Consider the following 13794-nt stretch of genomic DNA (forward strand, 5'->3'; position numbering starts at 1 on the left):
TCGCGGCCCCAGCCACGCGCAACAACCAGCATTTGGGGTAATGGGTCCTGGCTTTCGCCAGGACGACGTCGCGTGTTGCATGGCGCATCACCTACCGCACAGGCTTCTTGCCCGGCCGCTTCTCGGCGCGCAGCGCGCCGGTCTTGTGCACCCTGGAGCGCGGCGCGATCGGGGCGCCGCGCGGATATCCGCCCGGCCATTCGAGCGCGAGCGAACTCGCAAAGCCGAAGAAGCTCGAACGGCTCATGCCGAGCTCGGCGGCGCGCCTGTCGATGCGCGCGATCAGGCTTTTCGGCAGATAGACGTTCACGCGCTCGGATGGATCGGGCGGATCGACGCCGACCATGAAGAAGGCGGCGACGTCGGAGCCTTTCGGCGGCACGATCCGCTCGATCGGCGTCGGCTCCGGCAGCGCGCGGCCCTGCTCGGCCCAGCCGTCCACCGCCTGCGCCAGGGCCCGCTCGGCCCGCTCGATCGCCTCTTCCTGCGACTTGCCGCCGGCGACGCAGCCGGGAAAGTCGGGAAACCACGCCCCGAACGCGCCGCGCGGCCCGCGCTCCAGCACGGCCGGATAGAGCCGTCTCTTCATTCTGGCCTCCGTCGTCGAAGTATGCTATTTCACACACAATAGGTGTGTCAAATGACACATCTCGGATCAACGAGGAAATCCTGGCGATCGACGACGGCGGCTGACAGAACGTGACGAAAGTGCCGGGATTGCCGACGAACGTTGCCGGCTGCGTCGGGACTGATGGTGCCCGGCCTATAGCTAAGCCAATATGGTTTTGCAGGGCGGGCTAGCGAAGCATAACCCGCCATCGTTCGCGGCACGTCACAATGATGGATTACGCCTTCCGCCTTCGCACGCTGCGCTACGGCAGACGCAGTCGGCCAATCGCTTTACGATTGAGCCGCATCCTTCCGGACGAACATCAGGATCATGTTGTTGGCCGGCATCTCGAAGCTGCGGTCGAGCTTCAGCCCGACGCGCTCCGCAAGCGTCTCGAGATCGGCGATGTCGCGCACGCCCCACTCGGCGTCGCGTTCGCGCAACGACGTGTCGAACACGGCATTGCTGAGCGCGGTGTGCTTGCCGCCGCGCTTGAACGGGCCGTAGAGGAACAGCCGGCCGTCGGCGCGCAGATGCCGCGCGGCGCCGGCGAACAGGCCCTCGGCGACGCGCCACGGCGCGATGTGGATCACATTGGCGCAGAAGATCGCAAGCAGTTTGTCCGGACCTTTGCCGTCCGGTGGCACCGGCGACCAGGCCGGGTCCGACAGATCGATCGGATGCGGCGGTCGGATGTTGGCAAGGGCGGCATGCGCGCGCCAGGCCTCGATGCTGCGCAGATGCGCGGCATGGAGGTCGCTCGGCCACCAAATGATGTCAGGCGTCCGACCGGCGAAGTAGATGACATGCTGGCCGGTGCCGCTGCCGGCCTCCAGCACGTCGCCGGATCGGCCGGCAAGGTAATCCTTCAGCACCGCCCAGATCGGCTGGTGATTGCGGTGAAAGGCTGCCGCATCGAGCCGCCCGTCCGCCTCGACCGGCCTGCCGTCCTTGCCGAACTCCACCACAAACTCCGCCACCGCGCTTCTCCTGTTAGCCGTATGTAGACAGTGCAGCCACGATGGGCAAAACGGAACCGACAGATGCCCTTCCCGTCATCCTGAGGTGCGAGCCCTTGCAAGCCTCGAAGGATGAATCGGCCACAGTCGGGCCGGCGACCCTTCGAGGCTCGCTCCGCTCGCACCTCAGGGTGACGGGCATGGTTCTGTGCACGCGGATGACCGTTAACCGCCTCGCGCTCGCAACCATTCTCCGAGTTGCCAGCCGATGGCCTTTGTGCTTTCCACTCTTTATATTGCGATGGGATCATCGAGATTGAAGCCCGGGAAACGTCCTTGATCGCCACTTTCTCCAAGCCAGCCCTTGTCCTGGCGCTGCTGGCGGGCACCGCCATGGCCGCGCCCGCGCAGGCCCAATCCGCCGCCGAGGGCCAAAAGCTCGCCTTCGACCGCGGCAAGGGCAATTGCCTGACCTGCCATGTCATCAAGGGCGGCGACCTGCCCGGCACGATCGGCCCTGAATTGACCGGCCTCAAGGCTAAATACAGCCGCGACGAGCTGATCGCGATCGTGACCGATGAGACCAAGCGCAACCCGCAGACGGTGATGCCGCCGTTCGGCCGAAACCGGATTTTGAGCGAGAAGGAAATCAACGCGGTGGTGGACTTCCTGCAGACGCTGTGACGCGGCGACATCAGCTTGAGGAGATTTTTTCGATGAACATCACGACCAGCGAATTTTTTAGGGACCGCCGCCTGGTGTTGAAGGGCGCCGGCGTCGCCGCGCTGATCGGCCTCGGCGTCATTCCGTTCGACGTGCCGCAGGCGCTCGCCGCCGCCAACGACAAATATCCGGAAGAGGCGTTCAAGCAGAAGAACGAGGCCGATGCGATCAAGGCGCTCTATGGCAAGACCGCCGAGCCCTCGGACAAGGTCAAGATGGACGCACCGGAGATCGCCGAGAACGGCGCTGTCGTGCCGATCTCCGCGACCACGACACTGGCCGACGTCACCTCGATCTCGTTCCTGGTCAGCGAGAACCCGATCTCGCTGATCGCGACGTACAGGATTCCGGCCGGCACGCTGCCGAGCGTCGCCAACCGCATCAAGATGGCCAAGACCAGCAACGTCACCGTGATCGTCGAGGCCGGCGGCAAGCTCTACAGCGCCCAAAAGGAAATCAAGGTCACCGTCGGCGGCTGCGGCGGCTGAGCGCGCATGATCCGGAAAAGTGGGAACCGGTTTTCCGATAAGATCATGCGCAAACAACAGGGATAAACCAGATGGCATCGAGCATTCGCGTGCGCGCCACGTCAAACGGCGACACCACCGAGGTGCAGGCGCTGATCCAGCATCCGATGGATTCCGGCTTCGTCAAGGACGCCAAGGGCGAGATCGTCCCGCCGCATTTCATCCAGGTGCTGACCTTCGAGCATGACGGCAAGCCGGTGTTCGTCGCCGACTGGGGCGGCGGCGTCTCCAAGGATCCCTACGTCAAGTTCGCCTTCAAGGGCGGCAAGAAGGGCGACGACCTGAAGGTCAGCTGGGTCGACAACAAGGGCGCGACCGACACCACGACGGCGAAGATTCAATGACCCGGCGGCTCGCAATCCGCGCAGCAATCGCGACGCTGGCGCTCGGTCTGCTGGCGCCGGCCGCGCACGCAGCCGGCGCCGTCGATCCCGCCGCCGACAAGGCCGCCTTCCAGAAATTCTTCACCAGCAAATTCCCCAAGCTGAAGCTAGAGGATTTCGTCAACGGTCCCTATTCGATGAATGAGGACCTGCACAAGCAGTGGGAAGAGAAGGAGCAGTTTCCGCCCTACGAGTTCTCGCTCGAGGCCGGCAAGGAGATGTTCTCGACGCCGTTCAAGAACGGCAAGACCTACGCCGACTGCTTCCCGAACCAGGGCATCGGCATCCGCCAGAACTATCCTTATTTCGACGAGAAGGAAGGCAAGGTCGTCACGCTCGAGCTCGCGCTCAATCGTTGCCGCGAGGCCAATGGCGAGGCGCCGTTCTCCTATGTGAAGGACGACATGGCGGCGCTCACCGCCTACATGGCCTTCACCTCGCGCGGCAAGCCGATGGATATCAAGATCCCGGACGATCCGCGCGCGCTGGAGGCCTATCAGAAGGGCAAGGAGTATTTCTACACCCGCCGCGGCCAGCTCAATTTCTCCTGCGCCACTTGCCACATCCAGAGCCCGGGCGAAAGGATCCGCGCCGAGGTGCTGGCGCCGGCGCTCGGCATCCTGAACGCGATGCCGATCTACCGCTCGGAATGGTCAGGCATGGGCACGACCAGCCGCCGGTTCACCACCTGCAACAGCCAGATCCGCGGCGTGCCGCTCAATCCGCAGGACGACGAGTACCGCAACCTCGAATACTACCTGTCCTATGTCAGCAATGGCCTGCCGATTTCGGGGCCGGGAGCGAGGCCATGAGCGCGGCCATCAGAGCCATCTTCGCGGCATCAGCCCTGCTGGTCGCAACGGTGACCGCAGCCCTCGCCGCCTCCGAAGCCGACTACAAGGCGGCCTACGCCGCGGCTGAGGCCGCCAACAAGGAAGCAGGCCTGCTGCGCAACCAGTGGACCACGACAGCCTCGACGCTATCCGCCGCAAAAAAGGCCGGTGAAGCTGGTGATTTCGACACGGCAGTCGCCCAGGCCAAGGAGGCCGAGGCGCTGGCAAAGGCATCGATCTTCCAGGCGACCAGCGAAAAGGAACGCTGGAAGGACATGGAAGTTCGCTAAAGGCGCGCAGGGCCACGGGGGCCGCGCGGAGAGAGTGATGATCATCCGCCGCCGCGATTTCCTGAGAGCTTCGGCCGCCGCAACGCTTGTGGCCGGCCTGCCCCGACTCGCGCGTGGCGCCGACACCGCCAGCGTCTACGACTTCGAACGCTTCGGCAACGCCCGCATCCTGCACATGACCGACACGCATGCGCAGCTGAAGCCGGTGTTCTTCCGCGAACCCGGCGTCAATATCGGCGTCGGCGCGATGGCCGGCCAGCCGCCGCATCTGGTCGGCAAGGCGTTCCTCGACCGTTTCGGCATCCGGCCCGATAGCGCCGATGCCTATGCCTTTACCTGCGTCGAGTTCGAGAAGGCCGCCGTCCGCTTCGGCCGGCTCGGCGGCTTTGCGCATCTGAAGACGCTGATCGACAAGCTGCGCGCCGATGTCGGCGAGAAACGTGCGATCCTGCTCGACGGCGGCGACCTCTGGCAGGGCACCGGGCTCGCCAATGCCATGAACGGCGCCGACATGGTGGAGGCCGCGAACCTGCTCGGCATCGAGGCGATGACCGGGCACTGGGAATTCACCTATGGCGAAGAGGTGCTGCGCGACAATCTCTCCCGCTTCAAGGGCGAGTTCCTGGCACAGAACGTATTCCTGACCGAGGAAGCCGCTTTCAACGACGCCAAGGCGTTCGATCCGGCCTCCGGGCGGGTGTTCAAGCCGTCCACGATCAAGGAGATCGGCGGCCACCGCGTCGCGATCATCGGCCAGGCCTTTCCTTACGTGCCGATCGCGCACCCCAAGCGCTTCACGCCAGACTGGAAGTTCGGCATCCGCGACGAGGAGCTGCAAAAACTCGTCGACGGCCATCGCAACAACGACAAGGTCGAGGCGGTGATCCTGCTGTCGCATAACGGCATGGACGTCGACCTCAAGCTCGCCAGCCGCGTCACCGGCATCGACGTCATCCTTGGCGGCCACACCCATGACGCGATCCCGATCCCGATCACGGTGACCAACGCAGGCGGCGTCACGCTGGTGACCAATGCCGGCTCCAACGGCAAGTTCATCGGCGTGCTCGACCTCGATCTTACCAAGGGCAAGGTCGCCAATGTCCGCTACCGCCTGCTGCCGGTGTTCGCCGAGCTCTTGAAGCCCGATCCCGCGATGCAGACGCTGATCGACAAGATGCGCGATCCGCATGCCGACGAGTGGAGCGACAAGCTCGGCACCGCCGACCGCCTGCTCTATCGCCGCGGGAATTTCTCCGGCACCGTCGACCAGCTGATCTGCGATGCGCTGCTGAACGAGCTCAACGCCGAGATCGCGCTGTCGCCGGGCTTCCGTTGGGGCCTCACCACGCTCGCCGGCCAGCCGCTGACCATGGAAGACGTGCTGTCGGAAACCGCGATCACCTATCCCGAGACCTACGTCGCGACCATGACCGGCAGCCAGATCAAGGATGTGCTGGAAGACGTCTGCGACAACCTGTTCAACGTCGATCCCTATTATCAGCAAGGCGGCGACATGGTCCGTGTCGGCGGCCTCGCCTACACCTGCACGCCCGGCGAGACCGTCGGCAAGCGCATTTCCGAGCTGAAGCTCGGCAACGGCAAGCATCTCGAAGCCGGCAAGCACTACAAGGTCTCGGGCTGGGCTTCGGTCAACCAGCAGAACGGCGCGCCGATCTGGGATGTCGTGGCCAAGCATCTGCGCTCCGGCCGGCCGCCGAACCGCGACGAACCCGGCGTGACGCTGAAAGGCGTCGAGGACAACCCGGGCATTGCGAGGCACGGATGACGCGGCGCGCGCTCATCGCGGCGCTCGGCCTCGCGGCGATCGCGCTGGCAACGCCGCCGGCCCGCGCCCAGCTCGCGCCGCTGCAGGACAAGCCGTTCGCCGAGCACAAGGTCGTGCTGCAGCTCTCCGACAACGATCCGAAGAAGCAGGGCCTCGTCATCAGCGTCGCGAGCAATCTGATGAAGCACTACGACCCCGACAAGGTCGCGGTCGAGATCGTCGCCTTCGGCCCGGGCATCGAACTGCTCAAGCCCGATAATGCGAACCGCAAGCTGGTCGAGAGCCTGGTCGCGCAGGGTGCGCGGGTCGACATCTGCCTCAACACCCTCGACACGATCGAGCGCGACACCGGCAAGCGGCCGGACTACATCGCGACCGCCACCCCAGTACAGGTCGGCGTCGCACAGATCCTGCTTCTCACCGAGAACGGCTACACGCTGGTCCGTCCTTAACCCGCGGTCGCCTGAACGCGCATAACCCCTCCCGCGGAAGGAGCCGGGCCGTTCACCCTTCGAGACGCCGCGACGCGGCTCCTTGGGGTGACGGGGATGGGCTTAGTTGGGGGGATGGATTTGCTTTGAATCGACCCTATCTATGGAATAATATCCTCCATGTGACTTGACCCGGAGAACAGGTAAGCCGTCATGATCTTTCGCCAGCTGTTCGACAGCGTGTCCGGCACCTACAGCTATCTGCTCGCGAGCCGCGCCGGCGGCGAGGCGCTGATCCTCGATCCGGTGCTGGAGAAGGCCGACCGCTACTGCAAGCTGCTGCAGGAACTCGACCTCCGACTGGTCAAGGCGGTCGATACGCACCTGCATGCCGATCACATCACCGGCCTCGGCGAGCTGCGCGACCGCACCCAGTGCATCACCATCATGGGCGAGCAGAGCAAGGCCGACGTGGTGTCGATGCGCGTCTCCGACGGCGACAAGGTGACGATCGAAGGCCTCTGCCTCGAAGCGTTGTACACGCCCGGCCACACCGACGATTCCTATAGCTATCTGATGGGCGACCGCGTCTTCACCGGCGACACGCTCTTGATCCGCGGCACCGGCCGCACCGATTTTCAGAACGGCAGCGCGCGAGCGCAGTATGATTCGATCTTCAACCGCCTGCTGAAGCTGCCGGAAGAGACCCTGGTATTCCCCGCGCATGACTACAAGGGCGACACCGTCTCCACCATCGGCGAGGAGAAGCGCTACAATCCGCGGCTGCAGGTGAAATCGATCGACGACTATGTCGAGCTGATGAACAATCTTCATCTCCCGAATCCAAAGATGATGGACGTCGCGGTGCCCGCCAACATGCATGTCGGCCTGCACCAGGACGAGCTCGCCAAGGAAGGCCTGTCCATCAGCGCGCGCGACGCCATCGCGAGCCTCGGCCGGCCCGATATCCTGCTGGTCGATCTACGCGAGAGCGGCGAGCGGGCCAAGCACGGGACACTCGCGGGCGCGCTGCACGCGCCCTATCCCGGGATTTGCGCCACGTTGCAGCCCGGTGGCATGCTGCGCGAAGTCGCGGCCGCGACCGGCCGCCGCGTCGTGTTCTTCTGCGCCTTCGGCGAACGTTCCGCGATGGCGGTAGCTTCCGCGAAGAAAGCGGGATTGGCGAACACCGCCCATATCGAAGGCGGCATCGATGCGTGGAAGAAGGCCGGCGGGCCGGTGGTGACGGGGTAACCCGTTAGCCGCGCACAATTTCTAGCACCGTCACCCTGAGGTGCGAGCCTTGCGGCGCAATTGCGCCGCTGGGCGAGCCTCGAAGGGCGACGGCCCCGCTCCCTCCGGCGAACGCCCGGAAGCATCCGGGCCGTGCATCCTTCGAGACGCGCTACGCGCTCCTCAGGATGACGGATGACGAGTGATCACCGCGTCACCCGCTTGAGTTCCGCCGTCAACCGATCCAGCGCATCGGCCAGCATGACGCCGCCGCACACCGTCAGCCGCTCCGGCAGCACGATCCGCTTGTCGGCCGGATAGAAGCGTTCCAGCGCCGGATGCAGCAGGAAGGCGCGGCCCTCGTCCTCGGCGCGATCGCCGGCCTCCGACACCAGGATGAAATCCGGCCTCAGATTTACGATTGCCTCCAGCGAGGCAAATCCGCCCGCGTCGAGCCCGAGTTCGCCGGCCGCGTTGCTCAGGCCAGTTGCCGCAAGCAGCGAGCTGATCAGGCTGCTGCGACCTGAGACAAAGCCGCGCCGCTCCACCGGCAGCACCCGATAGTGATGACCATCAGCCACCGCCCGCGCCCGCGCGATCGCCGCATCGAACCGCGCGATCTCGGCCCGCGCGCGATCCGGATGCTGTACCACGTCGCCCATCGCGCGGATCTGGTCCCTCACCTCGTCCAGCGTGCGCGGCACCGTGAATTCGACGAGGTGCAATCCGTTGGCGTTCAGGAGATCGCGCGTCGCGCGCTTGTCGAACAGGCTGACCACGACGATGTCGGGCTTGAGCAGCAGCACGTCCTCGGCCTCACCGGACAGAAGCGGATAGTTTCGCGCCAGCTCGGCGGCCCAGGATTGCCAGCCATCGCGCGAAAAGCGGCTGAGGCCAAGGATCTGATCCGGGTCGGCCAGCGACAGCACCAGCTGGTCGCTGCAGACGTTCATCGAGACGATGCGCGGTCCGCCGGCGGACGCGGCTGCATACGACATCAGCCATGCCGCTGCGGCCACCGCTGCGAGACGCCGCATCCCCATCACACGTCCGCCCATGGCACGATGACGGCCTCGCGCTGAAATTCGGCGCGGTAGGCGCTGACCCGGAACACGCTGGCCAGCACGCTCTCGGACAGCGCTTCAGCGGGCGCACCTTGCGCCGCCAGCCGCCCGTCCGACAGCACCAGCATGTGATCGGCAAAGCGCGCGGCGAGCCCGAGATCGTGGGTCACCACGATGACCAGTACGCCGGTGTCGGCGACGTTGCGCAGCTTCTGCATCACGTCGATCTGGTGGCGCGGATCGAGCGAGGCGGTCGGCTCGTCGGCGAGGATCACCGGCGCCTCCACCGCCAGCACCCGGGCCAGTGCGACGCGGCTGCGCTCGCCGCCGGACAGCTCGGTGACGCGGCGGTCGCTGAATTCAGTGACTTCGACCGCCTGCATCGCGCGCAGCACCGCCTCCATATCCTTTTGCGACAACCGCGCCGGATCGGTCGCGCCATGCGGATAGCGGCCGAGCGCGACGATATCGCGCGCCGGCAGCGGCCAATGCACCATGTGCCCCTGCGGCAAATAGGCGAAGCGCTTCGCCCGCTCGCGCAGCGCAAGCGCGGCCAGCGCGTCGCCGCCGATCCTGATCTCGCCGTCGGATGGAATCAGCCCGGCCAGCGCGCGCAGCAGCGTGGTCTTGCCGGCGCCGTTCGGGCCGACCAGCGCGACCAGATGGCCCGCTTCCAGCGACAGCGAGACATCGTGCAGCACCTTGCGGCTGCCGAGCGAGGCATTGAGCGCGGTGGCGGAGAGCAGCGTCATGCCACGCCTCCGCCGAGCGCGCGGCGTTCGCGCATGATCAGATAGAGGAAGAACGGCACGCCGATGATCGAGGTCAGCACGCCGACCTTGATGTCCGACGTCGAGGGGATGATGCGCACCGCGATATCGGCGGCGAGCAGCAGTGCCGAACCGGCGAGCGCGCTCGGCACCAGCAGCCGCGCCGGATCGTGACCGATCAGGGGGCGCATCAGATGCGGCGCGACGAGACCGATGAAGCCGATCGTGCCGGTGACCGCGACCGCGCCGCCGACGCCGAGCGCAACACCCGCGATCACGAGCAACCTTAGCCGCCCGACATCGACGCCGAGACTCTGCGCGGCCTCCTCGCCGAGCGTCAGCGCACGGAACGCGTTCGCCTGGCTGAGCAGGATGGCCGCGCCCGCGATGATGAAGGGCAGCGCCAGCGCCACGTGCTGGAAGCTGCGGTCCTCGAGCGAGCCGAGCAGCCAGAATGCGATCTCCAGCACCACGAACGGATTGCTGGAGAGATTCATCACCAGCGCCGTCGCCGCCCCCGCAAAGCTCGAGATCGCGAGTCCCGCGAGGATCAGGATCAAAAGCCCGGCATTGCGGCCGGCAATCGCCAGCAGCGCGAACACCGAACCGAACGCGGCGATGATCGCCACCACCGGCAGCGCGTAGGAGCGCACATCGGCGAGGCCCAGCGCGATCACCAGCACCGCGCCGAATGCCGCCGATTGCGGTGCGCCGAACAACGACGGCGAGGCCAGCGGATTGCGCAGCAGTCCCTGCAGCGCTGCGCCCGATAGCCCGAGAATACCGCCGATCGCGAACGCCAGAACGGTGCGCGGCAGCCGGATCTCGCGCACGATCACCTGCGCCACGTCGCTGCCGCCGCCGAACACCGCCTCGATCACCGCAAGCGGCGACAGCCGCACCGGCCCGATGCCGAGCGAGAGCACCAGCAGCAGGACCACGAGCGCGAGCAGCGCCGCGGTAGCGCCCCACCGGCGCCGCGCCGCGACCTCGGCCGCCAAGGCAAAATCCTGCACGTTCATTGGATCCATGCTCTTACAGCGATCGCCGTGGCAGACAAGCGACACCCGACAGAAACCGTGGCCACCTGGCGGCCGCCCGACCTTCGCCGGATTGACTTTGCCCAGCCGAACCCTAGATGAACATGACGGTTCTTTCATGAGATGAAAAGGGAATGCGGTGCGGGGAAACTTCCCCAACGCCGCGGCTGCCCCCGCAACTGTATGCGGTGAATCCTTCGTCACAGGCCACTGGGAATCTCGGTCCTGGGAAGGCGACGAAGGGTAACGACCCGCGAGCCAGGAGACCTGCCGTCAGCCGTGGTCACACGCGAAGATGCCGGTCGGGGAGTACAGGCATGAGCTTCACTTGAGGCTGCAAGCAGCTGAGCCTGCGAGCACGATGGTGAGACTGGTTCGCGGTGACGTGCCACTGACGTTACCGAGGTCTCTCTTAGATGTTCTCCAACTCTTCTTCCCGGCGGCGCCGCGCGCTTCTGCTCGCGTCGACGATGATCGCGCCGACAATCGTTCTCTCGACCGCACGGGCGCAGCAGGCGCCCTCTCCCAATCAGCTGCCGGCCATCGAAATCACCAAGCCTGGCGACCAGAATTTTACGCGCGCCAGGCCAGCCGCTGACGAAGCGCCGGCGCCACGCCGCCCGGCGCCGGGCACCACGCAAGGCAACAATGTGGGCAGCGGAGCAGGATCGAACACGACAGGGACCGGACCGGCCACCGGAACGGGCGGCCCAGGCGGCGGCGGCCGCCAGTTCGCCGGCATTGTCGGCTCTTCCTCGACCGTGATCACCGCCGACGACATCGCGCATTCGCCGGTGCAGTCGCTGCCCGAGATTCTCGCGCAGGTGCCGGGCGTGCAGCTGCAATCGCTTTATGGCGGCCCGAACGGCGCCAAGACCGCGGTCGACCTGCGCGGCTTCGGCGCATTCGCCTCCGACAACACCCTGTTCCTGCTCAACGGCCGCCGCCTCAACGACGTCGACAAGGCCGGCTTCGATCTCACCACGATCCCGCTCGATTCGATCGAACGCATCGAGATCACGCGCGGCAACAGCGGCGCGGTGCTCTACGGCGACAACGCGGTGGGCGGCGTGGTCAACATCATCACCAAGACCGGCGCCGGCGGTCCGCCGGCCACGATCAGGGCCGAAGGCGGTTTCGGCTCGTTCAACACCCGCATGGCCGCGGTGTCCGCGGCGCTTAATTCCGGCCCGTGGTCGACCTCGTTCTACGGCAACGGCATCAAGTCCGACGGCTACCGCGTCAACAATGCGCTCGACCAGCGCAACGCCGTCGGCAACGTCAACTACACGACATCGGATCTCACCGCCTTCCTCACCGTCACCGGCAGCGACCAGAAGCTCGGCCTGCCCGGCGGACGGCTGGTCGATCCGTCGATCGGCGTCAACGAGCTGCTCACCGATCGCCGCGGCGCGGCGACGCCGTTCGACTATGCCAACCAGCAAACCGCCAGCGTTACCGCCGGCTTCACCAAGACGCTGATGAACGGCGTCGACCTCATCGTCGACGGCGGCTGGCGGCAGCGCGAGACGCAAAGCGGCTTCTTCGGCACCGTGCCGACCATCAGCTTCGCCTCGACCTATAACGATGCGGCGCTACAAACCTGGTCGCTCACGCCGCGGCTCAGCGTCAAGAACGTCGTGCTGAGGATGCCGTCCACGATCCTGACCGGCATTGACTATTACGATTCGACGTTCCGTGAGGCACGCGGCGCCTATCAAGGCGTCGATCCCTACCACATCTACAATATCGAGCAGCAGACCCTGGCCGGGTACTGGCAGCACACGATCGGCCTGCTGCCGACCACCGATTTCTCCTACGGTGCGCGCGTCCAGAATACCAGCGTGTCGGCACGCGACCGCTACGACCCGAACGCGCCATTCGCCTTCGACACGCAGGCGGCGCCGCTCGACAGCAACGAGACGCAGTACGCGCTGCATGTCGGCGCCGAGCATCGCTTCACCGACACCTTCTCGGTATTCGGCCGCGCCGCGCGCGCATTCCGCACGCCCGACGTCGACGAGCGCGTCGCTTCGGGTCCGTCATTCGACCCGCTGACCTTCGCCCCGATCCCGCAGAGCTTCCAGCTCAAGACCCAGACGTCGCAGGACGTCGAGGGCGGCTTCCGCGTCAGGACCAACCTGTTTCAGGTCCAGAGCAGCGTCTATCTGATGGATCTCGAGAACGAGATCCATTTCAATCCGGTGCTGTTCTACAACGTCAACCTCGACCCGACCCGCCGCTACGGCTCAGAGACCAGCGCCTCGCTCAAGGTCAGCGACACTGTGACGTTGCGTGGCGGCATGGCGATCACTCGTGCGGTGTTCCGCGAAGGCATGTGGGCCGGCAACGACGTGCCGCTGGTCTCGCGCTACACCGGCAATCTCGGCGTGACCTGGAATATCTGGCAGAACTATCTGGTGTTCGATGCCACAGTGCGGGCCTGGAGCTCGCGCATCATGGACAACGACCAGGCCAACACCCAGAGCCGGATTCCCGGCAATGCCACCGCCGATCTCAAGCTGAGCGGGCAGGTTGACCGCTTCTTCTGGTCGCTCAGCGTGAACAATCTGTTCAACGCGCTGTACTACGACTACGCCATCGCGAGCTCGTTCACGGCCGGCCGCTTCTCTGCCTATCCGCTGCCCAGCCGCACCTACATGGTCAAGGCGGGCGCGACGTTTTGAGCTATCCGGCGCGGCGGGTGTGACCGGCCGCGCCCATCTCCTCACGTTACAAGCCCCGGTGAACTGGAGTAGAATTCCGGCTGCTGATTTGACCCGCGCAGGGGAAACGCATGGCCAAGGCCGGAAAGAAGAGCAAGGGCGGCGGCAAGATCGACGACAAGACCGACGACAAATCGAAAAAGCCTCCGCCGCCCGCGGCGCCACAGGACGACGATTATTACGAGGATGGCGACATCGCCACGCCGAAGGTCGATCGCTACGGCAATGATGACGAGCCGTTGTGAGGGATCAGCACTATCCCATCCCCACGTCGTCCCGGCGAAAGCCGGGAGATGGAGTCACGTTTGAAGTGCAACGATTGATTTGAGCTTGGAGAATGCCTCGGCGGGTGTCTTGAAGTCCAGGCATTTGCGTGGGGTATCGTTGAGGCGCTGAGCGAGCCGCCTGAGGGCGGCTGC

The 13794-nt window shown here is 65.5% G+C and carries 15 protein-coding genes, 1 pseudogene and 1 riboswitch; of the genes and pseudogenes, 10 read left to right on the plus strand and 6 right to left on the minus strand.

The window, feature by feature from the left end; translation table 11 throughout:
• Positions 1–91 precede the first annotated feature (91 nt).
• Complete coding sequence (locus tag AC066Y_RS02865; protein ID WP_478272545.1) at positions 92–589, minus strand: type II toxin-antitoxin system HicB family antitoxin; 498 nt, start codon at positions 587–589, stop codon at positions 92–94.
• A gap of 311 nt (positions 590–900) precedes the next feature.
• Positions 901–1590 carry a DUF938 domain-containing protein gene (locus AC066Y_RS02870; protein WP_478272546.1) on the minus strand — a complete coding sequence of 230 codons (690 nt, stop codon included), beginning with the start codon at positions 1588–1590 and terminating at the stop codon, positions 901–903.
• Between the two features lie 372 nt (positions 1591–1962).
• Here AC066Y_RS02870 and soxX point away from each other — a divergent pair, with 372 nt between their 5' ends.
• From soxX to AC066Y_RS02910, 8 genes are all read left to right on the plus strand, one after another.
• Positions 1963–2253, plus strand: coding sequence for a sulfur oxidation c-type cytochrome SoxX (gene soxX / locus AC066Y_RS02875; RefSeq protein WP_461357535.1), 291 nt, complete (start codon positions 1963–1965; stop codon positions 2251–2253).
• Positions 2254–2285: 32 nt separating this feature from the next.
• The gene (gene soxY, locus AC066Y_RS02880) at positions 2286–2780 is read left to right on the plus strand and encodes a thiosulfate oxidation carrier protein SoxY (protein WP_478272547.1); all 495 of its coding nucleotides are present in this window, start codon (positions 2286–2288) and stop codon (positions 2778–2780) included.
• A gap of 71 nt (positions 2781–2851) precedes the next feature.
• Complete coding sequence (gene soxZ, locus AC066Y_RS02885) at positions 2852–3163, plus strand: thiosulfate oxidation carrier complex protein SoxZ (RefSeq protein ID WP_478272548.1); 312 nt, start codon at positions 2852–2854, stop codon at positions 3161–3163.
• Positions 3160–4014: a sulfur oxidation c-type cytochrome SoxA gene (soxA, locus tag AC066Y_RS02890; protein WP_478272549.1), complete on the plus strand. Its 855-nt coding sequence runs from the start codon at positions 3160–3162 to the stop codon at positions 4012–4014. Before soxZ ends, soxA begins: the two co-directional genes overlap by 4 nt.
• Positions 4011–4325 carry a hypothetical protein gene (locus AC066Y_RS02895; RefSeq protein ID WP_478272550.1) on the plus strand — a complete coding sequence of 105 codons (315 nt, stop codon included), beginning with the start codon at positions 4011–4013 and terminating at the stop codon, positions 4323–4325. Before soxA ends, AC066Y_RS02895 begins: the two co-directional genes overlap by 4 nt.
• 37 nt (positions 4326–4362) lie before the next feature.
• Positions 4363–6111, plus strand: coding sequence for a thiosulfohydrolase SoxB (soxB, locus tag AC066Y_RS02900; RefSeq protein ID WP_478272551.1), 1749 nt, complete (start codon positions 4363–4365; stop codon positions 6109–6111).
• The gene (locus AC066Y_RS02905) at positions 6108–6563 is read left to right on the plus strand and encodes a DsrE family protein (protein WP_478272552.1); all 456 of its coding nucleotides are present in this window, start codon (positions 6108–6110) and stop codon (positions 6561–6563) included. Before soxB ends, AC066Y_RS02905 begins: the two co-directional genes overlap by 4 nt.
• Positions 6564–6755: 192 nt before the next feature.
• Complete coding sequence (locus AC066Y_RS02910) at positions 6756–7796, plus strand: MBL fold metallo-hydrolase (protein ID WP_478272553.1); 1041 nt, start codon at positions 6756–6758, stop codon at positions 7794–7796.
• Between the two features lie 185 nt (positions 7797–7981).
• Here the strand turns inward: AC066Y_RS02910 and AC066Y_RS02915 are convergent, their stop codons facing one another.
• From AC066Y_RS02915 to AC066Y_RS02925, 3 genes are read right to left on the minus strand one after another with little or no spacing between them, the layout of a single operon-like run.
• A complete protein-coding gene (locus tag AC066Y_RS02915) occupies positions 7982–8812 on the minus strand; it encodes an ABC transporter substrate-binding protein (RefSeq protein ID WP_478272554.1) in 831 nt (276 codons plus the stop codon).
• Positions 8813–8817: 5 nt separating this feature from the next.
• Entirely contained in the window at positions 8818–9591 is a 774-nt protein-coding gene (locus tag AC066Y_RS02920) for an ABC transporter ATP-binding protein (RefSeq protein ID WP_478272555.1), read from the minus strand.
• Complete coding sequence (locus tag AC066Y_RS02925; RefSeq protein ID WP_478272556.1) at positions 9588–10631, minus strand: FecCD family ABC transporter permease; 1044 nt, start codon at positions 10629–10631, stop codon at positions 9588–9590. The genes AC066Y_RS02920 and AC066Y_RS02925 overlap by 4 nt, the downstream gene beginning before the upstream one ends.
• Before the next feature lie 109 nt (positions 10632–10740).
• Positions 10741–10938: riboswitch (cobalamin riboswitch) on the plus strand.
• Between the two features lie 181 nt (positions 10939–11119).
• On the opposite strand from AC066Y_RS02925, the gene AC066Y_RS02930 reads away from it, so the two are divergent.
• Together AC066Y_RS02930 and AC066Y_RS02935 are read left to right on the plus strand one after the other, a co-directional pair.
• Positions 11120–13336 (plus strand): TonB-dependent receptor, encoded by a 2217-nt coding sequence (locus AC066Y_RS02930; protein ID WP_478272557.1) that lies wholly within the window; start codon positions 11120–11122, stop codon positions 13334–13336.
• A gap of 110 nt (positions 13337–13446) precedes the next feature.
• The gene (locus tag AC066Y_RS02935; protein ID WP_342725913.1) at positions 13447–13620 is read left to right on the plus strand and encodes a hypothetical protein; all 174 of its coding nucleotides are present in this window, start codon (positions 13447–13449) and stop codon (positions 13618–13620) included.
• A gap of 54 nt (positions 13621–13674) precedes the next feature.
• Here AC066Y_RS02935 and AC066Y_RS02940 read toward each other — a convergent pair.
• A pseudogene (locus AC066Y_RS02940) lies at positions 13675–13794 on the minus strand (IS30 family transposase); the annotation flags it as partial.

The organism is Bradyrhizobium sp. USDA3010 (assembly GCF_056429065.1).

Coding starts and splice junctions, on each gene's coding strand:
- soxY (WP_478272547.1), top strand. CDS start 2,286: ATGAACATCACGACCAGCGAATTTTTTAGGGACCGCCGCCTGGTGTTG.
- AC066Y_RS02925 (WP_478272556.1), bottom strand. CDS start 10,631: ATGAACGTGCAGGATTTTGCCTTGGCGGCCGAGGTCGCGGCGCGGCGC.
- soxB (WP_478272551.1), top strand. CDS start 4,363: ATGATCATCCGCCGCCGCGATTTCCTGAGAGCTTCGGCCGCCGCAACG.
- AC066Y_RS02930 (WP_478272557.1), top strand. CDS start 11,120: ATGATCGCGCCGACAATCGTTCTCTCGACCGCACGGGCGCAGCAGGCG.
- AC066Y_RS02935 (WP_342725913.1), top strand. CDS start 13,447: ATGGCCAAGGCCGGAAAGAAGAGCAAGGGCGGCGGCAAGATCGACGAC.
- AC066Y_RS02905 (WP_478272552.1), top strand. CDS start 6,108: ATGACGCGGCGCGCGCTCATCGCGGCGCTCGGCCTCGCGGCGATCGCG.
- soxA (WP_478272549.1), top strand. CDS start 3,160: ATGACCCGGCGGCTCGCAATCCGCGCAGCAATCGCGACGCTGGCGCTC.
- soxX (WP_461357535.1), top strand. CDS start 1,963: ATGGCCGCGCCCGCGCAGGCCCAATCCGCCGCCGAGGGCCAAAAGCTC.
- AC066Y_RS02895 (WP_478272550.1), top strand. CDS start 4,011: ATGAGCGCGGCCATCAGAGCCATCTTCGCGGCATCAGCCCTGCTGGTC.
- AC066Y_RS02915 (WP_478272554.1), bottom strand. CDS start 8,812: ATGCGGCGTCTCGCAGCGGTGGCCGCAGCGGCATGGCTGATGTCGTAT.
- AC066Y_RS02910 (WP_478272553.1), top strand. CDS start 6,756: ATGATCTTTCGCCAGCTGTTCGACAGCGTGTCCGGCACCTACAGCTAT.
- AC066Y_RS02865 (WP_478272545.1), bottom strand. CDS start 589: ATGAAGAGACGGCTCTATCCGGCCGTGCTGGAGCGCGGGCCGCGCGGC.
- soxZ (WP_478272548.1), top strand. CDS start 2,852: ATGGCATCGAGCATTCGCGTGCGCGCCACGTCAAACGGCGACACCACC.
- AC066Y_RS02920 (WP_478272555.1), bottom strand. CDS start 9,591: ATGACGCTGCTCTCCGCCACCGCGCTCAATGCCTCGCTCGGCAGCCGC.